The following is a 23,093-nucleotide window of genomic DNA, read 5'->3' on the forward strand; positions in this document are numbered from 1 at the left end:
ATAAAATATGCCTTGTGCAGTAAACTCTTTTGCTATTTCTGATAAAAAGGAATCTGGATGCGCCTCAACATATTGACTTAATTTTTGATCATCAATTTTTGAGAGTTTTCACCTAAAGATAGATAATAATATATCCTGATAATGCTGAAAAATCTCCGGTGTTGTAAGAGCGCACCAGAGCTTTATAGTAACCATTTCCTCTTCTTTGGATACAATTTTTGTGCGGCGGGTCATGCCTTGTGTTGCTGTTATTATGCTCAATGCATACGGTTCCTGATTTGCCGATAACATGGCGATTTTTAGGCAAAATTTTGGCAAATGCATCCCAATCATCCGTGTAAAATCGGCAATTTTCCAGACTCTCTACTTTCTCAAAAAGTCGCTTGAACGTTGTAGCATCCCCTGTAACACAGGCAATAGTTCTGCTACGATCCTTGATGACCCAGAGTTTTTGACTTTTTTTGAAGAAAATGCTACATTTCATCGAACTCTGTCTCCTAGATATCTGCCAGAAATGCTGGGTTCTGGGGTCTTGGCCTCTACGATCCACCGATAAATGGGCGAGTGATTTAAGACTTTTCATGGAAAATGAGGCTTTCCCAAGGCTGTAGAGGATCACGCAAAGAGCCTTTTTGACTGCCGTTTCACGTTTATACCGACGATCTCCCTTCACAAAATTCAAGTCACATGCTTTATATTTATAGCGCTGAATCCCGCGCACATGGCCATTCTTATGCGTATCTTCACTTTTGTAACTGGTTTCAGATGATCATCTGAAACCAATCTAAATGTGAAGTCTCTCTAAAAAAAGACTTGCGCATACGAATTTGGCTTGATAGGAACAGAAATGAGATTATTGCACATTATATAGGAAATGGATCCGCTGGATCTGCAAAAGAATTACAAGTAAAGCATCATAATATCAGAATCATAGCTACAGATGGAAATTACAGTTATAACAAAATAATACCAAAGAGAATCAAGCATATAGCAGATAAAGCTGGAACTTGCTCGATAGAAACTAAAAACCCGAGTCTAAGGGGCTCGATTAATAAGAAACGTTACTCCAAATGTTATGCTCAGGATGGCTATGTGGATGTTTAGAGCCTATCTATCTATGCATGACAATACCTCATATTAGTCCTAATTGTTTGATCTCAGAGAATTACGAGGATAATAATTTATGGAGAAAAAGCTTATAAAACATTATAACGCCAGAACAGGCAATCCGTAGAGAGATACGTAAAAAAGAAAGCAGAGTTCATTATGGATAGCTATTAGTTTTGTGGGAAATTTCAATTCATCGCTATGAGATAAATCCAAAACGATCTAGCAAATGCCAAAAAATCCCGCGTTTAACAATTCTTATATTTCTTTAACAAGGATCAAAGCTATATCTATAGCAAACACTGCCAAAGAAAGCATAGGTTGATGCAAGATATAAAATTGATGTAATCTTTTTATACAGCTTTAGCTATAAATCTACCAAAATTCCATGCTTCTTGTAAAAAAATATTTAAAAGCGGCAGCCTTATTAAACGTTAAACAAGAGCAGAACCTAACTCTCATTCCCTCTAAGCCTCTCATAACACCTTTTCCTACCAATTAGTGGCAACAACTTTTGAAGCTCAGGGCCGTCATCAACTCCAGTAAGCGCTAATCTGATCGGCAAAAAGAGCTCCTTACCCTTTTTATTAAACAACTTTTTCGTTTTTGATAATAGTTCTTGCCATGTATTTGAATCCCAAGGTTCTTCAGGTAGAATTTCACTTACACCCATTGTATACTCTATATCTAGAATTTTCGGCATTAGTTTTTCCTGACAAATCCTCTTCCAAAGCAATATATCTCGAATATTGGATATATTACTTTTTGCAGCCTCCCAAATTTCTTCACTTATGTCAAAATCAAAGTCTTTCATTAAAATTAGCGCCTCTTTATACGGCATATTATGCATCACCTTTTCATTCAATTTAGTTAACTCATCTTCATCATAAAGAACACAAGATTGGCTAAACTTCTTGAATGAAAATTGCGATATCAAGTCCTTCACCCCATAGGAGTAATTTACTTCATCACACGTACCTAATTTAGCTAAAAGGTTTATTATTGCTTTAGCACTTATACCAGATTCTCTTAAGGATTTTATGCCAAATATACTGCCATATCTCTTAGAAATTTCACCATACTTTGACCTCATTAGGGGAATATGAGCAAAATTTGGCATCTGCGCAGCACCTAATGCCTTAAATAAGTTAGCATGTATCGCACTACCTGATAAATGATCCTCACCCCTTATGATATGGGTTATATTAAAATCGATATCATCTATAACGGAGGCAAATATGTATGTCATAGAGCCATCTTCCCTGATAAGAATTGGATCACTAATCTTAGAAGGATCAAATATTACATCACCTTTTATTTCATCTTTTAGTACTATTTTTTCAGAATGATCTATAAAAAATCTCCAATGCGGCCTCCTGCCTTCTTGCTCTAGTTTTTTTACTTCATTTTCAGCAAGCCTCAGTGCCGCTCTATCATATATTGGCGGCTTTTTACTCTTTAACAAAAGCTTCTTTCGAACCTCAAGCTCTTCCTTAGTTTCATAACACGGATATAACCTGCGAGATTTTATTAAAAAATCTTTGCATTCATCATATCTATCCATCCTCTTAGATTGGAATTTAATATCATCCCAAACAAGACCAAGCCAAGAAAGATCCTCCTTAATTTGCTCTACATACCTAAGTTCTGATCTCTTGGTATCAGTATCATCTATTCTAAGTAAAAAACTGCCACCTATAGCTTTTGCAAACAACCAATTTACCAAAGCTATCCTTATATTTCCAACATGTAAAAAACCTGTAGGACTTGGGGCAAATCTTACTAAAACACTCATGTTAACTCGACTTATAACTTCCAACCATTCGCACACAGCTTTTTATAAAGTTAAAAAGCTTATTAGTACAGACATAGAGCAATAACCTAGAAAAAAAAACCAGACAGCCCCTTTACGCCACTAACATAAACCATCAACAAAAGCCTCTGCAAAACAAAACCATCACTAGAAGCCATTACACGATTAACATATATAGTAGCTAAATATCCTAACTAGACAAAACACCAAACTAATACGTAACTAACCAAAAAGCGCTACTTATACATTACTTTTAAAATCATTATAGATGGTCTACCCTTCCTGGGCTCCATTTACCCTGCCTATAAGCTCCCTACTGGCCCTAAAATACAAAGAACCTTTATCACCTACTAAAAGCTTATCATTTGTCTTTGGATTACGAACAACTTTTTTCTTTCTTTTTCTGACAATCCAAGAACCAAACCCCCTAAGCTCCACCCTATCTCCACATATAAGCGCAGCAGACAGCTCACTAAAAAATACATCCAACACCTTATATATCATATCAGGTGTCATATCCGGATTTTTTTCTTTCAAGGCCTTTTCTATAGACAATCTACTGACTACCCCACCAGTGACAGAGCCAACAGCCGCATGCGCACCTCTAAGATTAGCCGCTGTTACATGCCCCCCCACATGGCTTAGTGAATTAACAGACATAATAAAAATCAAAAACTACAACGATAGAAGACTAATACATATAACCAACAAATTCAATAGCTAACTACTATTAAATTAGGTCGCCTAGCTAGTTTCTTTACATAAATACAATTTTAAGTATAAGGACTATTTAATAAATCTCAATTAAAAAAGATGGATATCTACTTATTATATAAAGTATATATTACTTCTGCGCGCCTTGTTACACACCTAAAGATTGTATTTTGTTTATATTTTAATTTTTTAATATAAATATGTTTTTATCTAATAACACGTGAACGTATACCCTTATAAACGCTGATTTAATAAAAAGACGTATATACAAAGGATTTATTAGGACAGATAATTGCAAACTGTTATAGTAGCAAACTGTTATAGTAGCAACCTATTATAAGCTAGCTATCAAGGCATAAATAAATATAACAGATTTCCACGAGATCTAGAATCCACCAAATCATTTGTATATGAGTAAGTTACTTAATCCGCTTAGCTATAAAATGAGACAACCGATAAAAGCCGATCAATAAATTTATTGTAAAAAAACTGCAGCGAAAGTCAGAATAATCAACAAGTTACATCAAATTTACATAAATTACCCAATACCAAGCGTTACAGCACAATGTACGCAACAAATCGAACCTCTGAGGCCTAATATAAATTTAGGCCTCATTACTCTAAATTTTTAGCATTAAACATTGTCAGCACCATCAGCAGCGCCACCAACGCAAGATTCATTACCCAACTCGACATTATTTTCCAAAGTACCAGTATTGTCAGTACTATTAGTAGAACCACCAATACTAACATAAAATTCATGATCTAGCTCTTCATTGACATAATCTTCTAAAGCACCAGATTTAGCAATATCAGTCGCGGCATGTATATAAGACAAAAATTCCTGTACACCTAATTGAACTACATCATTACCTTGATTTTTACCTGCAGCAGTAACAATAGTGTCTAGCGGATTCCCAACTTTGCTATATAATTGCTTTACAAAAAGGAGTGACTGACGTTTTGCAAACGGCTGATTAGATACAACGCAAATGAGATCATTACGATGCTCCGCCGCAAACACATCAGCAAACTTTTCTGCAGTAGACATCGTATCTGGACGATCAAGACCTTGGTTCTTTTCACCCATTACAACAATAGCATCATATATACCATATAATACCGCTATTTTAGCTTGTAGGTCTGATTCTGTTGGCCAGGATATGTTATATTTCCCTTCTACCTCTGAAACAATTTCCGCCCTAGATCTTATTACCTCATTTTTCATGCAGGCAAATACCCGATCTACAATTTTTTCCTGAATTATTTTTGCAATACCAGCAATTGCAATGTCTCTGTCTATTCCAGCATTTTTTATAATTTCTATGAGATCTAAATCCTTAACCTCCCCAACTAAATACTTAGAATAAATACGTTCAGCAACTAGTTGTAATGCTAAAGGCTCACCATTAACCAACGGCTTAGATGAATTTGTAGTGAGTGATGTTTCTGGCCATAACTTACGATTCCCACCAAGAAGATATACCTTTGATTCAGAAAGAGGATATAAAACCTTCTGGTAATCTATCAACCGCTTTAAGTAACAAGTTCTTTCCTCTACAGTATCCTGCGCCGCACCAAGATTTAAAAATGCCGTAATTTTGCCAAATTTATCATCTTCAGGAAATATCTCATCAACCATCCCAAGACGTTTTAATAGACTAGTTATATACTCCAAATGTTCAGAGAGCTTATGATCACCAGGAGATTGCTGACGCTCCCCGGCGCCGCGTAGCTCCTTCCAGCGCTTTTGCCCCAATTCATCTATTGCTTCTAAATAAGCTGCCACAGAAAGATGTGACGCCTCTTGAGCAGCATCATTGCTTAATAGTAACATTGGATCATTAAGTAAACGTATAGCCTGATCATAATCCACTAGCTTTGGTATAGGGCTTCCAAAAATACCACTAATACACATCATCTGTATAAATGCCACCCAGCTATCTTCAGTCCGATATCCAAGCGCCCATAATGCATTTATAAAATTATTGCTTACAATTTTTGTATCATATTTCTTTGCTACTAGCGGCATATACAACGAATCCATTCATAAGATGTAGATATTGCTATATATATCTATCCCAAGACCGCAGCAAGCCATTAATTTATATAAGATATATTATATAAATTTGGTAAATTTTATTACATAACCGCTGAATCTTGCTTATCAATTTTAGAAGCATCAATAGGGTAACATGCCTCTATCTTTAACTCACATTTCTTTTCTTTTTTTAAAACTAGCGCTACTCCCCTCATTTTTATTATAGAACCCGTCCTAGGGTTTATACCATACCCAACATCTTTATTTGCGATATATTTCATAATAAGTACTTCTTGTGAATTTTCATCAGCAACCCATCTTTGTATTTTACCGCCATCTACCAAAAAAGCGGCCTTTATAGCTTCTTCTGCTATTTTCCTATTATAATATGAGCTTGCCACATCTCCAGCTTTGTAATTAGCAAGTAGCTGCTTATAAGAAATAGAGATATTTTTGTTAATTTTATTACAATTACAGATACTATGTTGCGTGATATTGTATAACCTTGATATCTTGCTTACGCTACTCAATGCTGCATTAGCGCAACATGTTGATTTATTTAAAGGACGCAAAGCTAATCTAGATTTATGACATTGATGTGTATGGTATACCAAGTGCATTTCCTTACAAAGCGGGGCACGGAATAAATTTGAATCACCTAACTTAACACCGCCAAACGCAAGTATAGAAGTTATGGTCAAAAAATTTATAAACATATACTTTACCTATTACAACATAAGAGTAAATTATATCGAGCAATACTCAATTTTAAATGGTATAAATATTATATCACTTCAACTGTATTTAAAAATTTTTAGAATGTTATTGATTGATTCATGATGCAGAATTATATATAGCTTCCTAGCAGCGATACTTTGAGACGTTTATTAAGAGATTATAGCTTACATTTAGAGATCTATCTAAAATTGACAACATATACTTAGTTATAAGCTTATGAGATATACAGTAGAAGTAGGGAACGTAAAAATTGGCGGCGCCAATCCAGTTATAGTTCAATCAATGACGGATACCCCAACATCTGATGTTAAGGCAACTGCCCGTCAAATATTAGATTTATTCTTTGCAGGATCAAAAATAGTAAGGGTAACAGTGAATGATAAGGAGGCAGCAGCTGCCATACCCTACATTAGGGATATAGTAAGGAAAGAAGCAGATGTACCATTAGTTGGCTGCTTTCATTATAATGGAAATTTATTATTAAGAAACAATATAGATTGCGCACAAGTCCTTGATAAATATAGAATAAATCCAGGGAACGTAGGATTTGGCACAAAGAGAGACAGAAATTTTGAGGAGATTCTAGAAATTGCCGCACAAAATGAAAAACCTATAAGAATAGGCGTGAACTGGGGTAGTCTAGATCAAGAACTTTTATCTAAAATGATGGATGACAATGCCATCTCTAAAACCCCATTATCCTCATCTGATGTTATGGAAGAAGCTATAGTTGCCTCTACGTTAATAAGCGCTCAAAAAGCAGAAGAATTTGGCATTAAACAAAATAAAATAATAGTTAGCGCAAAAGTAAGTGAGGTACAGCCTCTTATTAGAATATATAAAAAGCTATTTGATAAATCTCTGTATCCATTGCATCTAGGACTCACTGAGGCCGGTATGGGATTACATGCAATAATACAAAGTACTGCCGCATTATCAATATTATTACAACAAGGAATAGGTGATACAATAAGATGCTCTATTACTCCCAAACCTGGTAGCGCGCGCACGGAAGAGGTGACGGTCTGCAATCAGGTCCTAGCATCCTTAGGCATGGGCGCCTTCTCCCCTAAAGTAATCTCCTGCCCAGGATGTGGCAGAACTAGTGGTGAGTTTTTTAGAGAGCTATCTTCAGATGTCTCAGATTTTATTACAAACTCATTACCAGCACTAAAGAAAAAATATCCAGGAGTAGAAAATCTTAATATTGCAGTTATGGGATGTGTTGTAAATGGACCTGGTGAGAGCAAACATGCAGATATAGGTATTAGTTTGCCTGGCGCCGGAGAAGATAAAGCCGCCCCAGTCTTTATAGATGGCCAAAGAAAATTTACACTAAAAGGTAAGGATCTGTCTAAGCAATTCATAAAAGTATTAATGTCTTACATAGAAGAGCGCTTTGGTCAGTAAGGTATATTTTTTACCTACCGTGGGTACGACTTGCTGCATATTCATTAAGTGCATCTATGGACCGACTACCAACAGGCTGATTACTGATTAATTCTCCAACCTGCGCCCTGCAACTATCAAGCACTGTAGCATCAGTAGTACCGGACCTATTATATTGAATAAGCCCAGATATTATCTTAGGTAATAATAGTAATACATCAGATAACAATTGAATAACCGCATCCCTCAAAGAGTTATCTTGCCTTCGTTGTGAACGAAGAAAAGTTTGTAATACATGAAGCTCAGTTTGCAACATGCGTGTATCATTAGTCATACCTTCCTGAAGCTCTTTAACACGCCCTGCCTGAGCTTGAAGTTCAGACATTTGTTTTTCTATCGCTTGAGTACGCTGCTCAATCATCTGATTTAATTGAGTATTAATTTGTAGCTCATCAATTACTGGTTGTTGAGTACTCGCAATTATTTGATAGAGGGCTTTACTGTATAGTTCGTATAGATACCCGTATATCGCATCCCTCACAGCAACTATATACTCCAACTTAGCTATCATCTCCTCCTCCTTAGCTATCTCATTAACCATTATCTCCCCCTCCTTAGCTATCTCATTAACCATTATCTCCCCCTCCTTAGCTATCTCATTAACCATTATCTCCCCCTCCTTAGCTATCATCTCCTTCTCATTAGCTATCGTCTCACGAATTCTCTTATTCCATTCACTAATTCTCTTATTCCATTCACTAATTCTCTTATTCCATTCACTAATTCTCTTATTCCATTCACGAATTCTCTTCTTCCCATCAAGAATCCTCTTATTCCCTTCAAGCACACTTCTGCCCTGCTTACTTATCATTTCCATTGCAGCTTTCGTTCCTAGCGCAGCACTCCATTCAATTAGGCTAAATCCCTCAGGAATCCTCTCTTTCACTTCGTTAAATTCAGCCTCAAACCCCTCTTTCACTTTATTAAATTCAGCCTCAAACTCCTCTTTCACTTTATTAAATTTAACTCCAATCCTCTCTTTCTCTTTGTTAAATTCATCACTAGCTTTCAGAACATCTTTAATTATCATTTCCATTCTTTGTTTCACTCTCAATTCTTCCTTTATCTGAGTCCGCATACTATCCTGGTCTCCCAACTTGGAACCAAGGTCTTTGATACTTTTTGATATTACTTTAGCATTAGGAAGCGCAGACAATTCCTCACATTTCCCCTTATAGGCAAACCACCGATCTTCAAGCTTCTTAAAATGAGCAGCTATTTCACGAAGCTTTGCCTCATCACTAGCCTTTGCGGAGCCCCCACTTTTAACCAGCGCACCCCACACAGCACTTACATTACATAATATATCATAAAATGGTTGAAGAATATCAACCATAGTTTTTTCATGAGAATTAATTTTTAAAAAGCTATCACCATAAATCATCAGCTTACTCTTCAGTGATTGCATTTGATAATCAATAGCTTCATCCTGCTTATAGCCTAACTCTTGCCCTGATTGCATAAAATACACATATTATCCATAATATACAATTCAGGGTAAGGCACCTACCACAATAGGACAACTTTTATTATATGACTTAATTATTGAATTATTTCTTTTGCAAACACAATTTTATTAACTGCAAAGTCTCTTCTTTATCAATCCATTTTGAAACCTTTACCCATTTGCCAGGTTCCATATTTTTATAATTAGAGAAAAAGTGTTCTATTTTTTTGATTAATGAGCTCGAAAGATCGGTAACTGAGCGTACATCCAACATTTCAAAATCCTTAACGGGAATAGCTATGACCTTCTCATCCATACCCCCCTCATCTTCTGTAACCAGCGCACCAATCGGCCTTGAAGGCACAATACTACCAGGAAGGATACCGTAACTACTCACTACCAATATATCAAGAGGATCACCATCTCCACCAAAAGTATGCGGTATAAACCCATAGTTACACGGATACCTCATACCAGTAGCTATAAACCTATCCACCACAAGGCAGCCATATTCCTTATTGAATTCATATTTGATAGGAGAAGAATCTGATGAAATTTCTATAATTGCAAAAACTTCATCTGGCAAACTCTTCCCAACCGGAATTTTATCATAATACATTGTCACTGCATATAAATTCGTGATTAATCAGTGAAAATATACATAAATAACTAAAACTCAAGAATGACTATGATAATACATAAATTATTACCTACTCTGTCCTGCATTACGCTTTTCCCCTACCTCGTCTTTCCACTTTCTAAGATCTTTAACTGATCTAGCACCTAATGACTCTGCCCCTTCATTATCCACCAATTGACTAGAATCAACTCTATAGCACCCTCGGCTGCTAGAAATCGCTTGCCCAACCTCCGTCCTTATGTGCATAAGCATACGATTATCAACAGCGCCACACCTTATATACTCCCCAAGCCCAATTACCATCTTAATTGCCATAGTTAATACATTGGCTAATAATTTAACTGCCAACTCCTTTAAGGGCTTATCCTCTTTTTGCCTTGAAAGGAAATCTTGCAAGGTTTTAAGATTACTTTGCAACTCTTTTGTATCATTTGCAATTTCTTCATTAAGTTTATTTACGCGATCTATCTTCTCTTGACGCTTATTTATTTTCTCTTCCTTCACTGCATCATCACCATTTTTAAGTTCCTCTATCACTCTTTCACTTTCCCTAATAGAAGGAAGCTTACAAAGCTCCAAAATTTTTTTATGAATACTAAGCCACTTATCTTCAAGGGCCTTAAAACCCGCCGCCATCTCATCTAGCTCTGAGATCTTTTTATCATTAGAATTTGCAAGCTCATCTTTGCTTCTAAATGGATTTTTATATAATGCATGAAAAACACCGCGTGCAGCACCAACTATATCGCGAAATGGTTTACCTACTACGTGCTCAACAAAGGTTTTTGGCACCTTAGAATCAATTTTTGAAATAGAAACACTATAAGATTTAAGCGTACCATCTAACTTAGCGAGTTTCTGCTTAAGCTCTATTTCACCAGCCGTACGCTCAACCGTTTTTGCAGCATTGTTTAGCACGCCCTTTATAACATCTACCTCTAGCTCACTTCCATCTATTGTCTTTGCCCCATTAACAAGCACATCACAAATTTGCTTTAAGTCCTTTTTATCAATATCCTCAACCCCATTGCATAGAACTTCAATAAGCTTATGGAAATTTTCGTATTCATTTTTTAATTCTTGGCGCGCTTCTTTAAACTCCATAATACCTGCAGCATCTATTTTATCAATTGCTGCATCACTTAATTTATTATGGAGGGCCTTATATAATACCGAAACTGCACCCGCTAAATCAGCACCGCCTATAGCTCTAGATGCTAAATCAGTGGCCATAGCTACATATCCTTTCTGTTGCTGCGCAGCAAACTTAGGAAGCCCTCCTTTAATAATATATTCATCAAATATATTAATTGGTTTATTAGCTGTTTGCATTCCTGATCTTGATTGCATGAGAAATTAACTAAATACGATATACAATCTAAGGTAATAGACCTACCGCAACATCTCAAACTTTATTATATGACTTAACTCTTTAACTACTCTAGCACCGAAATTAGCTCAATCCCTTTTCCATCTAGTTGCCCCATCCATTTTTTAAGTTGCTGTAGTATATTAAGTTTTGAATCACATATAACTACTGCTAACCCCCTGGAACTTGATATAAGTTCCGCATATCCAAATGCTTGATTAATCTCTTGATCAGTAGCATTTCTTTCTATTGCAACATCTATTTTTAATAAATTAATCGCACTTAAGCTCAACTTTTCATAATATTTTTCAATAAAATGAATATCATTAGTGTCATAATACATCATCATAATCTTCCTACCCAGCTCGTCTAATTTTATTTCCATACCCTTCAAGAACCACATTGTATCATCACTTGATAAGGTAAAAATTTGATCTGTATTTAAATATACCCCTTCAGAAAAAGATATCTTATCCATTATCCACTCCATTCTAGAATGATTTTCTACATCCGGAATATTATCTAAAAGACAATACGGCCCTAAATTATCAAGCGGATAATTAGCAGGTTGCATAGGCATAAGTATGAGAGAGTTCCACCCTTCACTTTTCAAAGAAGAAGTAACACCAGTTAAACTTTTTGTATAAGGCGAAAACCCTAAAGTAACCTTTTTACTAAAATTTCCTTTTAGATATTCTATGTTCTCTTCTATATGCCCAAGATTTGAAACTATAACTGCAATTCTACGACCACCATCCTTCTTAATTTTTTGAGCTTTTGTATTATTGGGAATATGAACAGGCATTTCATTATCTCCAGCCCTGAATACAAAAAAAGAAATAAAAACAAAGAAGATAAAAGCGGCAATCACATAATATCTAAGTCTATTCATACATAGAACTCTTATTTTATCTCTTCTATAACTTGAGACTGCTCAGGCCTAAGATCTATATTAGCCACATAATAAAACCCCAAACCAAATGCAATAACGGAAAAAATTAATATAAAAACAGTAAATCTAGACATACAATCACCCCAATAAATATAGATTTACTGTTATCTCAAATATTTTACTCTTGCAATATTTGTATTGCATTTGCCTAGATTACAAGTCTATTTTATCATTTTTATGAAATTTTGCTTATTTTAAGATGAAGCTGTTAATTGTTGAATCCCCGTCTAAAATGAAGACCATAAGCAAATATTTGGGAAATGGATATAAAGTCATCTCTTCATATGGACACATCAGGGCCATCCCTTCTAAGCAGGGGGCTGTGGATGTTCAAAACAACTTCATACCGGAATACTCTATAATCCAAGGTGCGCAAAAACGAGTTGATAATATAGTGGATGAAGCTAAAAAGAGCAAATACGTTTACCTTGCAACAGATCCAGATAGAGAAGGGGAGGCAATATCTTGGCACATATCACAAATACTTAAAGAAGAAAAAATAAAATGTGATATTAGTAGGGTTGTCTTTTATGAAGTAACAAAACCTGCGGTCCTACGCGCGGTAAATGAACCTAGAAGCATAGATGAAAATCTTGTAAAGGCACAGCAGACCCGACAAATTTTAGATTATTTAGTTGGGTTTACCATATCCCCTGTGCTATGGAGGAAATTAAAAGGAAGCAGATCAGCAGGTAGAGTACAATCTGTCGCGCTCCGCATGATATGCGAGAGGGAAGAAGAGATAGAAATATTTGTATCACAAGAGTACTGGAGTATATCTGGTTTTTTTATGCCAGATTCAAAACTTGTAGCTTCTTTAGCAATATATAGAGGAGAAAAACTAGAAAAATTTACAATAAAGGATGGTAAATTTGCACAAGAAATAACCGATCGCTTATCAAGCTTAACTTATTATATAAGCGATATTAAGAAAAAGGAAATTTCTAAAAGCCCACCTCCACCATTTTACACATCAACACTAATACAACAAGCCTCTACTAGATTAGGCTTTTCAGCAAAAAAGACTATGGTAATTGCGCAAAAATTATATGAGGGGGTAAATACTGGTTCAGAGATATCTGGACTTATCACATATATGAGAACGGATAGTTTAAATATATCTTCAGAGGCTAAAAATGCAGCTCTAGATTTCATAGAGAGGAATTATGGCAGCGGATACAAAAAAGCAAGAGATTTTAAATCAAAAGCTAAAAATATACAGGAAGCGCATGAAGCCATAAGGCCAACAGATGTAAATAAAACTCCGGAAATGATGGAGCAATACCTTGATAAGGATCAGTTAAAGCTTTACAAACTTATATGGAGTAGGTTCGTGGCAAGCCAAATGTCTGATGCCAAGCTAGAGAGCACCTCTATATACATATCTTCTAGAGATAATTCGAACATTTTTAAAGCAACTGGTTCCGTAGTTATTTATCAAGGATTCTATAAATTAGATTCTGATGATTTAGAAAAAGAGGCAAATTTATTACCAAATCTTCAAATATCCCAGGATGTAAATTTAACAAAAATAGATAAAAAACAACATTTTACGGAAGCTCCACCAAGATATTCGGAAGCATCATTAGTTAAAAAGATGGAAGAGGTTGGAATAGGCAGACCATCAACCTATTCTGGAATAATTTCAATATTACAGGATAGAGGCTATGCCAATTTAGAAAATGGAAGATTAACCCCACACCCTAGAGGAAGGGTTGTTAGCTCTTTTTTACAGGAATTTTTCACAAAATATGTAGAATATGATTTTACAGCCCAAATGGAAAATATGTTAGATGATATCTCAAATGGCCAGGAGGATTTTAAAAAAATTCTATCGGATTTTTGGGTGAATTTTAAAAAAAATACAGAAGAGGTACTTGATATCAATACACTTGATATACTCTCTAGTATAGAGGAGAGAATGAAGATATATCTATACGGTACAAACGATAGGACTTGCCCTGAGTGCAAAAAAGGCAATATATCGCTAAGAACCGGGAAATTTGGCATATTTTTAGGTTGTTCCAATTATCCTGAATGCAAATATATAAAAAACATAGACTCAGATGAATCCAGCACTGAAGAACGCTTTGAAGATAAAGAAATAGGGCATGATGAGCAACTTGGCATAATATTACTAAAAAAAGGCCCATACGGTTTTTATTTACAATGCCAGGATAAAAAAAATGGAAAAAGAGCCGGTATTCCAAGCGGCATAGACCCGTTTTCAATTGATATAAAATATGCAAAAACCATGCTTTCCATGCCAAGATCGCTTGGCACCTTAGATTCTGGCTCGGAGGTAAGGGCTGGAATAGGAAAATTTGGTCCATATATAGAGGTCGACAAAAAATTTACCTCTATAAAGAAATTTGGATTTGACCCTGTAACAATGACAATAGATGATGCAGCGTATGTACTAAATCACTCAATCAAATCTCAAAGGAAAAAGGGTAAATAATCCGCTAAATTTTTAATAAAAAACAAATATATCCAATACATTATATCAGAAATGGAGCATATATATGTTGGCCGGTAGAGCTATCTATGGTATAATTTTGCTCAAGCATTTTTGGTGTATACAAAAACTACATAGCTAAAGCTGTATAAAATAATTATATAGTGAGTCGTTTTGTTACACTTAGCACAATGATAACTAAAGTATTTTTAAAATTAACTATATCACTCTTTTATATTCTTTATTGTTATGAATTCCTATAAAAATATTATAGAATGCTATGCAGGATACCCAAAGCTCATCAGGTGGCCTGTATTTTTAATGCAAATTCCGATATCTAAGACATTAAATAGTATATTTGAGCAGATTTTCCAAGCCATTCATGGTAAGGAAGCTGTGTATAATCCTGAATTTAAGTGGTTTACCAAAAATGGTATTATACAGAAGGATGAGTTTATAAAATCTCTTGCTTTTTACTCAGGAGGTATTATTCAGCTCTTCTCTCCAAAAGTAATTGATAAAATTGCAAGTCTACCTTTATTAAAGCAATTTTTTGATATAGAAAATGAGCATGGTTTACTACCTACACTTATTTTCTATGCTCTGATCAAAAGTGGCATTTCAGCATCAATTTTCTATCTCTGCAATTGCGATTCCAAGTCGCTTTCCGCCATCCCACTTTATTATACATCGGATGCCATTTGCGATTATGTACGCTATAAATTAGCAGCTCGTATTGCCCAATCTCTTGGATATGATAACCAAATAGAGGATAACCAAACAGATGATAACCAAACAGAGGATAACCAAACAGAGGCTCACGAATTATTACACGCCGCATTACACCAAGACGATGGGACACTGGCTTAACTGGCTTATTAATACAAAAAGCTTACTTGTTTTTATATAACTTATGCTCGGACCTATTATCGCAAACTATCTAGTCACCTCAGAGCTATGACTACAGATCGTAGTATTTTTATGTGCTGCTAATAATGATTTCAAACCTTCCTGTCTCTTGTTATCATTCTATAACAATGCTTGAATTTTGTTCAAAAATATATAAATTGGGCTGTGTTGTAATTCTTTTTTCGTAAAAAGGATGATTAATCTTAGTACTGTAGATTATAAAGACCCTAATGCATATAGTGTTTTTGGAAATTCTATGCGTGATACTGGCTTCGCTATAATTTGTAATCACGATATATCTTATGATTTAATGGATAATGTTTATGAAGAATGGAAAATGTTTTTTAACATGCCAGATGATTATAAATCGAAGTTTTTATTTCAAAGAGAGTATGGTGTCGTACAAGATGGATTCTACCCTATCTCAATTTCTGAAAAAGCAAAGGGATATAACCATAGTGATATAAAGGAATTTTATCATTTCTCACCAGATGGTCGTTCTCTTCCTGATATCATTCGCTATACAAATATTTTATATAATGATTTATTGGACCTTGCAGTAACTTTACTTACATGGTTATCACGTCATATAGGAGGTCATTATTCAATAAAGCAGCCTTTAGAGGAGGTGGTAGATCGCAGTTGTCAAACTATATTAAGGGCAATACATTATCCTCCATTACCAGATAGCGTTGAGCAGCATGCTATGCGGGCTGCTCCGCATGAAGATATAAATTTCATCACGCTATTGATCGCAGCAACCGAACCTGGGCTTGAGGTTCAAGATAAGCACAAACGGTGGCATCAAGTATCGCCTAAAAAGCATTCTATAGTTGTGAATGCTGGTGATATGTTATCAGAGTTTACGGATGGTTATTATAAATCAACTACTCATAGAGTAATTAATCCACAAGATTCTAATCATTCTAGGTATTCTATGCCTTTGTTTGTACATCCTATGTTCGATGTTAAATTATCTAACCGTTATACTGCAAAGCAATATCTTGATGAAAGATTGAAAGAATTGGGTTTGTTATCCAAGACATGAGCATTATGGCAATGCGAAATGACAGACTCTATTGCCAAAATTCTTGGATATGATAACCAAATAGAGGATAACCCAACAGAGGATAACCCAACAAAGGCTAACGAATTATTACACGCCGAATTACACCAAGACGATGGGATACTGGCTTAACTGGCTTATTAATACAAAAAGCTTACTTGTTTTTATATAACTGATGCTCACAACTTTTATCACAGCCCATCCATTTATTACAACTATTATCGTAGACTCTCTATTCACCTACCCCCTCAGAGCTATGACCACAGATCGTGGTAGTATCCGAGATATATCACCACTACTATACACCATGTAAACCATTCTTGGCGTTTTAATATCTAGAAAGCTCGACAATCTCAATGGGTTCCTTAATGTCTATAAGAAAATTTATGGCCCACTTCCTTATGGAGGACTAAACCCAAATATATTAGTTAAAGCATGGTACACTATTAACAGCCTCTCACCGAAACTCATCTCACTTATTAAAGAGCTTCCTTTTCTTAAGCCACTTTCTGATAACATACTAACAATTGGTTAGTATTATAAGAATAGTAAGCCTTATAATAACTTATTTAAGTTCTTTAAGTTCAGTAAGGCTGATAGTGCATTATGTATGGAACTTACTTTAAACAGCCTTATAAAGTACAGTATTGGAACGCTCATAGAATGTGCTACTAGTAATGATTTCAAACCTCAGTATGTATTTTTGCCATTATATAAAACTATAGCGACCTTTCCAGGAAATTATGCTGCAATCGTCTATATTGATTTCATTAAAGGAATTTTGGGTTATAATGCAAAAAAAGATCCTGGTAACCACTATGAGGGGACGTCATATGTTGCATCACAACATGAATTATCAAATAACAGTGACGAGAAGTGCGATGCACATGAATATAAATAAATTACCCATATAGAAAGCCTGCCTTTTAATATCTTAGTATATTATTTCCTGCTTCTTATATGCTTTTACAGCTTTAGTGCTAGAAAAATCACTAACATGTGCTATAAATTTTCTCTAAATAATAGATATGCCTCATTTGATAATGCCTTACACAATACAAGATAACAAGTTACCTCACTCTATAAATGTATTAGATCTGTTAAAGACGCGCATGATGAATTATTGCACACCAAAATCTATCCTAAAATTTATTCATGCCAAATTTTATGATAGAGCCTTTGCTGATCTTGCTAAACATATTCATGGAGAAGATTTTATTACCCCAAAATTTAGAGATAAAATTTTAGCATCAAAGCTTTTAGAAACTTTAGATGATAATCTCGTTGATCAGATTAAAAGTTTACCAGGCATCATAACGCTTGTTCAGTTAGCAGAAAAACATAGTCTGAATCCATTTTGTGATTCTGTCATTAAAGCTACATTAAATCACTGCGCTGCAGTTTGTATATCCGCCATCTTTACTCCCATCTTTAGTGGTAATAGTAGCCTGAAAGATGGCATCATTCTTCTCCCATACCATATTTTAGCAAAAGGTATCGCAGATCAGGCATGGTCAATACTAGAACCTTTTGTACTGGATAGCTGGGATAGATTGCAGAAACATGAACTGCAGCATGATGCGCAAGAATTGCAACATAATACGCCAGAATTGCACCAACAAAGTGTGGAGGCTATATTATAACCAAATAAAAACTGTGGCATTACTAAATAAAGTTGTTTTCTCTGATATTAGATAGAGCCGTTGTAATAGATTGCGGTAATAAGGATCTAACAAAGAATGGTAAAGCCCACCAACAATAATGCATAAGAAGTGTATCCCTATTTTAATATATAGTTATTTAAATTAAATTAGCATGTTAAAAATAAGGCTAATAAACTATAATACAAGAAATATTATTAATATGTCATCTCAAATAAAACGACTATATTTGGAGATATGCTATAACCCTCAATTCATTACACCATTTCTTCTTGTTTTAAAAAACCTTTTATGTCTCTTTTTTAAAGGAGAATAATACTTTTACTTATTATTGCGATTCTTTGAGACTATTCTTTATCTTTTGGGGCTTCGCTCTATTAGACTTTCCGTGACATCAATTCTTCATAATTTACATCACTCTTTAACAATGCTCTTTCTGGTAAATCTTGATGCTTGATCAATAGTATACCTCTAAAAACCGAAGAATAAGGGTTAAATGATATAATGAGTCATGAGTTTCGAAAGAGGCCTGCTGTAGAAAATCGAGCGCTCTAATCTAATATGTATGACTCTGCATCTTATACTATATACGAAGCATAATCATAACTAATTAATGTAGCATTTTTTTTTATATATGAATATCAGGGGATTCACTAAGTTGCTCATCATTAATAAAAAAATTATCGTACATAGTATAAATGAATTTCACCCCCTCAACAGTTTGTATAACTACATTAGCTGAATTTGCTAAATCATTAACATTTTGCGCAACTCTTATAACTGGTTGTAATGATTCTGGAAGAACACACTTTGCTGAACCAAGCCCAGCCGTAATAGCAGCACCATATGGATTGAACGTTACAAGCTGCGCAATTGGAGCTGTAGACGCATCCATGAAGCATTGGATATATGGATTATCACTCTTCAAGAAATCTGTATTACCCTTAATCGTATATACTGCAGTGCTTACAATCGGGACAACAGAATGGCTATAAAAACCATAAGCAAGACTAAATCCAGTGTGAAAAATATTCAAGCCAGCGCGCAAATACCCACCATCAGCATCGATGAGCTCTGTATGCTCAGTACCATTGTTATACTCAGTACCAAAATACTTATCATACTGATAATGCGAATCATTCAAGACCCTTACGATAGTATTACTATTTTCAATTAAATAAACCCCTGTTTTAGAAATCTCAGCATATTGCTTATGAAGCTCAGCTTTTTTATCTGCTTCAGCACGCTTTAACTTCCTTACAGCCTCCCTTTCTTCTCTATATTGTAATCTACTATCTTCAATTATATAATTCATCTGCAACTCGTGAGCAAGCTGTTCATCGTTTATAAAAAGCTCGTTATCCTTATCTTCTTCAATAGGCCTCATCTCTTTCTTCTCGGCTACTACTTTCTGTTGCGATTTTCCAGCACCATGCCGCACCTCAGAAATATTGCTTTCATCAAGCTCTGCAATTTTTGCCTTTACAACATTACAGAATGCATTGCGACAATCTTCATCCGTAACAAGAACTTTTTGCCCATTAGTACTCTTGATACTGTTACTTATAATTTGAGCAGCAGTGCTTTCAAATTCATTTTCGTACTCAGGTATATCAAACTTTGATTTAATTGATGAATCTCTATATAAGCTTACAGCACGTGGAATCGCATTGTCTAACTCCATAGAATTATCCTCAAATACTTGATCAAGTTGCTCTCTGTAATCAAACTTTCAAATCTGTTCACCATCCTTGCCTTTCACGCCTTTATAAATCTTTCCAAAGTACCCTTTCATCTTCTCCAACGGATCTGGCTTCCCGCTCAGATTTGGCGCGTAAAGAGCAAAATTAAGCATATGTCTCTGAAAGTTGTAATCTGTACCACCAATGAGATAAAAGAAGTCTACTGACAACTTAGACCTCATAGCATCCTCAATTAATTCTTCTTTTGTAGGCTCAGCGCCCCCTACACAATTATTTTGCGGCATATCAAATATATACAATAATAACCATTAGCGCATTTCCAATCATCACCTAATATATTCACAGTCTTTTAATTACACAACTGCCGTAACAATTATACGATAAATTAGCGCGCTAGTCTAGGGCCATACAATATAGATATACAAATCAATATGCAAACACGCGATTATGTAGCAACAAGGCGAGCGCTTTCTTCAATAAAATTTGACAATCTTTTATACAATGTTACATTCGTGGATTAGCATGACCTTTACCGATGTTAAATTCATTAACGTCATCAAATAGCAGATTTGGGCAGCGTTCATTATATAGCTATTAATTTAAAATTATATTATCTTGAGATTACTAAGAGTGTATTATGTAGGTTATATCCTAGTCTCAAGAGTATATTTAAAACGGTTTTGTAGGAGAGAGACAATACTATAGGTATGGGGGTTGTAATTATTATGACACAATTAATAATGATCATAGTAAGTATGATCATATAATTAAGCGTCTTCGTAGAATTTCATAGATATAACAACCTGCTTTGGCCTAATTATGAACACTGGTCAAATTGCTAATTTGATAGTTAAAAAGCGCCAAAATCATATTGAAATATTAGAGATGGATGAACTATATATCTTTATTAAAAAACCTAGAAGAAATGCCAAAACTTGGGAGTTTAGCAATCCATACACCAGAATATGGACTGCTGTGGATCGGAACAGATTTAAAAATATTACATTAAAAATAGGAAATAGATCTAAAAGCTAGCTCTTAAAATTGAAAAAGATGCTGTGTAATAAAATATTTGCGCACCAAATCCTTCATATGAGCGCTATAAACTGACAAAATGTATATCAAAAGCAAATTAGAAACTTGTTTGAACCATCGCTAAAAGATATAAAGATTTAGCAAATATCAGGAAATGCTAACCATTCTTATGTTCTTTAATAATGATCAAAGTTATATCTATAGCGAATACTGCCATAATATCAGCTTTAAAAATTTTAAAAAGAGACAGAGTAGTTTTAATAACTATAGTTAATTCTGATTTTTAAATATATTTGATGAGTTAGCTTGTGATATTAGAAATCAGCCATTCAACAAAATACAAATTTAAAGATTATCCAAACACATAATAAGACTAGAGCAGATTTGATAATTATTCTAGATTGGCAACTTATAAGCAACAGGACACATTAAACCACTATAGAGCTCACAAATATTGGAGTTTTGTGAAGTGCTGAGGGTAGCACAAAAAATACGTAAAAAGTTTGCTTTAAAAAATCTGGCGGAGATCAGTTTACCACAACCTAACCAACTACAAACTGGGGTGGTATAGTCATATTTTCACTCTCTCTGGCGATTAGAAATGCGTACCTAGAGAGTGTCAAATGAACCATTTTGAATTATCTGTAAAAGTTTATTGTGTCCATGAAATCTCTATTTTCGTGATCTTAATGACATGCAACATGTTCCTAAAATTACACTATATGTAACTTTACGGACATGACAAACCACTCTATGTATTTTATCGGCATGTTATGTTTGACCTATACGATATTTATCAGCATAATAAATAATGCAAGAGAAACTGATATTGGGCTTACATCATACCGACAAACTTTAAGCCCATAATAGCATAACACCCGGTGTCACAAAAAGCCTGATGAGAATTGAGGTCGCGAAGGAAAAGGTTGCGTTACTGCCGGTTAATCCTACAGTGCTTGACACTTTACGTGAAACGGCTAAACTCTACACCACACGCTATTCAACTATGATAGAAGGCAATCAGCTCAAGCCTGAGGGGATCAAAGAGGTCATTCAGCTTCAAGGACATTTCCACGACAGAAAGCGTGATGAGCATGAAGTAAAAGGCTATTATACTATACTTGCTCAGCTTGAACAATATGCCGCACAAAACCATCCTGTTACCGAAAAACTATTCAAACTTTGCATGCCCTAGTCATGAGCGATGGAAGAACGCGTATTAAACCAACACCTTACCGAGATGTACAAAATGTTATCAAAGACAGCGGCACATGAACAATCGTCTAGGCAATTCCGTTTTTAAGGTTAGCAGATCTGAATTTGAGTTCAAAGAGTTTGAGCTCATTATCGATTTCACTTGCGTAGCAAAATTGTAATCCTGCATGTTGATGAAGGAGCAGTCTTTGTCGATTTTGCTCTTCATTATGAGCCGTAAGAGCAGAGCGAACTACATCTTCAGTCACAAATTCTTTGAAAGAAGCAGCAGGTTGACGCGGTGGATTTTTCAGCACAAAGGAACAAAACCCTTTCTTTTTGCACCTTATCAAAATGATAGACGTGTTTGAGTAATTTAGGATTAGCCTTTAAAAGCGCAAACAGTAACACTTTCTTGTCGTATTTATTGTCTTTAACCAATAGCTTGGCCATGCTTTCAGCTGAAAGTACCGGCTTTACAAGTAAAAACGCCGCAGAACTTAACGAATTGTGGCGAAGTATTTTTGATACTGATGCGCCGCCTCATTCCAAAACCTATATATCCCCAAGGCCGGCCTATCGTCTGCAAGAGCTCGCTTACAGCCCCCTATGGCTGAAAAGTCAGCAAAGCAGCTGGATAATTTAGCCGATCAAATGGAGAAAGGTAAAAAATTCACTAATCATTATATGGCCTCCAAGCCTTTAGCCGGTACAAAGCTCATTCGTGAGTTCAAGGTAACTTGCATGATGTGTTAGTCTCTGAAAATGACTTCCATTTACCAGAGGTAAAGCTATAA

Annotated in this window: 23 protein-coding genes; 10 read left to right on the forward strand and 13 right to left on the reverse strand. The window is 35.2% G+C overall.

Annotated features, from left to right (window positions below; all coding sequences use genetic code 11):
* Nucleotides 1-112: 112 nt before the first annotated feature.
* Complete coding sequence (locus tag Cyrtocomes_RS00600) at nt 113-673, reverse strand: IS1 family transposase (protein WP_322497273.1); 561 nt, start codon at nt 671-673, stop codon at nt 113-115.
* Between the two features lie 140 nt (nt 674-813).
* Here Cyrtocomes_RS00600 and Cyrtocomes_RS00605 point away from each other — a divergent pair, with 140 nt between their 5' ends.
* On the forward strand, nt 814-1,104 hold the full coding sequence (locus tag Cyrtocomes_RS00605) for an IS1 family transposase (protein ID WP_322497274.1): 291 nt from the start codon (nt 814-816) through the stop codon (nt 1,102-1,104).
* 454 nt (nt 1,105-1,558) lie between these two features.
* Here Cyrtocomes_RS00605 and gltX read toward each other — a convergent pair whose 3' ends face one another.
* The 4 genes from gltX to Cyrtocomes_RS00625 all read right to left on the reverse strand — a co-directional run bounded on the left by gltX (nt 1,559) and on the right by Cyrtocomes_RS00625 (nt 6,391).
* Nucleotides 1,559-2,902: a glutamate--tRNA ligase gene (gene gltX / locus Cyrtocomes_RS00610; RefSeq protein ID WP_322497275.1), complete on the reverse strand. Its 1,344-nt coding sequence runs from the start codon at nt 2,900-2,902 to the stop codon at nt 1,559-1,561.
* 291 nt (nt 2,903-3,193) lie between these two features.
* Nucleotides 3,194-3,580: an HU family DNA-binding protein gene (locus Cyrtocomes_RS00615; protein WP_322497276.1), complete on the reverse strand. Its 387-nt coding sequence runs from the start codon at nt 3,578-3,580 to the stop codon at nt 3,194-3,196.
* Between the two features lie 688 nt (nt 3,581-4,268).
* Nucleotides 4,269-5,681, reverse strand: coding sequence for a hypothetical protein (locus Cyrtocomes_RS00620; RefSeq protein WP_322497277.1), 1,413 nt, complete (start codon nt 5,679-5,681; stop codon nt 4,269-4,271).
* 95 nt (nt 5,682-5,776) lie between these two features.
* Nucleotides 5,777-6,391 carry an RNase A-like domain-containing protein gene (locus Cyrtocomes_RS00625; RefSeq protein WP_322497278.1) on the reverse strand — a complete coding sequence of 205 codons (615 nt, stop codon included), beginning with the start codon at nt 6,389-6,391 and terminating at the stop codon, nt 5,777-5,779.
* 238 nt (nt 6,392-6,629) lie between these two features.
* Here Cyrtocomes_RS00625 and ispG point away from each other — a divergent pair, with 238 nt between their 5' ends.
* Nucleotides 6,630-7,823 (forward strand): flavodoxin-dependent (E)-4-hydroxy-3-methylbut-2-enyl-diphosphate synthase, encoded by a 1,194-nt coding sequence (gene ispG, locus Cyrtocomes_RS00630; protein ID WP_322497279.1) that lies wholly within the window; start codon nt 6,630-6,632, stop codon nt 7,821-7,823.
* Nucleotides 7,824-7,833: 10 nt separating this feature from the next.
* Here the strand turns inward: ispG and Cyrtocomes_RS00635 are convergent, their stop codons facing one another.
* From Cyrtocomes_RS00635 to Cyrtocomes_RS00655, 5 genes are all read right to left on the reverse strand, one after another.
* Complete coding sequence (locus tag Cyrtocomes_RS00635; protein WP_322497280.1) at nt 7,834-9,324, reverse strand: hypothetical protein; 1,491 nt, start codon at nt 9,322-9,324, stop codon at nt 7,834-7,836.
* Nucleotides 9,325-9,412: 88 nt separating this feature from the next.
* Nucleotides 9,413-9,928 (reverse strand): inorganic diphosphatase, encoded by a 516-nt coding sequence (ppa, locus tag Cyrtocomes_RS00640; protein WP_322497281.1) that lies wholly within the window; start codon nt 9,926-9,928, stop codon nt 9,413-9,415.
* 87 nt (nt 9,929-10,015) lie between these two features.
* Complete coding sequence (locus tag Cyrtocomes_RS00645; RefSeq protein ID WP_322497282.1) at nt 10,016-11,299, reverse strand: hypothetical protein; 1,284 nt, start codon at nt 11,297-11,299, stop codon at nt 10,016-10,018.
* Nucleotides 11,300-11,385: 86 nt separating this feature from the next.
* Nucleotides 11,386-12,210: a divergent polysaccharide deacetylase family protein gene (locus Cyrtocomes_RS00650; protein ID WP_322497283.1), complete on the reverse strand. Its 825-nt coding sequence runs from the start codon at nt 12,208-12,210 to the stop codon at nt 11,386-11,388.
* 11 nt (nt 12,211-12,221) lie between these two features.
* On the reverse strand, nt 12,222-12,344 hold the full coding sequence (locus tag Cyrtocomes_RS00655) for a hypothetical protein (RefSeq protein ID WP_322497284.1): 123 nt from the start codon (nt 12,342-12,344) through the stop codon (nt 12,222-12,224).
* Between the two features lie 125 nt (nt 12,345-12,469).
* On the opposite strand from Cyrtocomes_RS00655, the gene topA reads away from it, so the two are divergent.
* The 6 genes from topA to Cyrtocomes_RS00685 all read left to right on the forward strand — a co-directional run bounded on the left by topA (nt 12,470) and on the right by Cyrtocomes_RS00685 (nt 18,346).
* Entirely contained in the window at nt 12,470-14,731 is a 2,262-nt protein-coding gene (gene topA / locus Cyrtocomes_RS00660) for a type I DNA topoisomerase (protein WP_322497285.1), read from the forward strand.
* A 318-nt stretch (nt 14,732-15,049) separates the two neighbouring features.
* Complete coding sequence (locus tag Cyrtocomes_RS00665; protein WP_322497286.1) at nt 15,050-15,598, forward strand: hypothetical protein; 549 nt, start codon at nt 15,050-15,052, stop codon at nt 15,596-15,598.
* Nucleotides 15,599-15,830: 232 nt separating this feature from the next.
* Nucleotides 15,831-16,685 (forward strand): 2OG-Fe(II) oxygenase family protein, encoded by an 855-nt coding sequence (locus tag Cyrtocomes_RS00670; protein ID WP_322497287.1) that lies wholly within the window; start codon nt 15,831-15,833, stop codon nt 16,683-16,685.
* 18 nt (nt 16,686-16,703) lie between these two features.
* Entirely contained in the window at nt 16,704-16,835 is a 132-nt protein-coding gene (locus tag Cyrtocomes_RS00675) for a hypothetical protein (RefSeq protein ID WP_322497288.1), read from the forward strand.
* Between the two features lie 478 nt (nt 16,836-17,313).
* Nucleotides 17,314-17,604: a hypothetical protein gene (locus Cyrtocomes_RS00680; protein WP_322497289.1), complete on the forward strand. Its 291-nt coding sequence runs from the start codon at nt 17,314-17,316 to the stop codon at nt 17,602-17,604.
* Nucleotides 17,605-17,731: 127 nt separating this feature from the next.
* Nucleotides 17,732-18,346 (forward strand): hypothetical protein, encoded by a 615-nt coding sequence (locus Cyrtocomes_RS00685; protein ID WP_322497290.1) that lies wholly within the window; start codon nt 17,732-17,734, stop codon nt 18,344-18,346.
* 646 nt (nt 18,347-18,992) lie between these two features.
* Here Cyrtocomes_RS00685 and Cyrtocomes_RS00690 read toward each other — a convergent pair.
* Together Cyrtocomes_RS00690 and Cyrtocomes_RS00695 are read right to left on the reverse strand one after the other, a co-directional pair.
* Nucleotides 18,993-20,048 carry a hypothetical protein gene (locus Cyrtocomes_RS00690; protein WP_322497291.1) on the reverse strand — a complete coding sequence of 352 codons (1,056 nt, stop codon included), beginning with the start codon at nt 20,046-20,048 and terminating at the stop codon, nt 18,993-18,995.
* Nucleotides 20,049-20,096: 48 nt separating this feature from the next.
* The gene (locus tag Cyrtocomes_RS00695) at nt 20,097-20,366 is read right to left on the reverse strand and encodes a hypothetical protein (RefSeq protein ID WP_322497292.1); all 270 of its coding nucleotides are present in this window, start codon (nt 20,364-20,366) and stop codon (nt 20,097-20,099) included.
* Between the two features lie 1,634 nt (nt 20,367-22,000).
* Here Cyrtocomes_RS00695 and Cyrtocomes_RS00700 point away from each other — a divergent pair.
* Nucleotides 22,001-22,297, forward strand: a complete 297-nt coding sequence (locus Cyrtocomes_RS00700) for a Fic family protein (protein WP_322497293.1) — start codon at nt 22,001-22,003, stop codon at nt 22,295-22,297.
* Nucleotides 22,298-22,385: 88 nt separating this feature from the next.
* On the opposite strand, the gene Cyrtocomes_RS00705 is transcribed toward Cyrtocomes_RS00700, so the two are convergent.
* Nucleotides 22,386-22,649 carry a hypothetical protein gene (locus Cyrtocomes_RS00705; protein ID WP_322497294.1) on the reverse strand — a complete coding sequence of 88 codons (264 nt, stop codon included), beginning with the start codon at nt 22,647-22,649 and terminating at the stop codon, nt 22,386-22,388.
* 256 nt (nt 22,650-22,905) lie between these two features.
* On the opposite strand from Cyrtocomes_RS00705, the gene Cyrtocomes_RS00710 reads away from it, so the two are divergent.
* Complete coding sequence (locus Cyrtocomes_RS00710; RefSeq protein WP_322497295.1) at nt 22,906-23,052, forward strand: hypothetical protein; 147 nt, start codon at nt 22,906-22,908, stop codon at nt 23,050-23,052.
* Nucleotides 23,053-23,093: the final 41 nt, after the last annotated feature.

The organism is Candidatus Cyrtobacter comes (assembly GCF_034470605.1).
Classification (GTDB): Bacteria; Pseudomonadota; Alphaproteobacteria; order Rickettsiales; family Midichloriaceae; genus Cyrtobacter; species Cyrtobacter comes.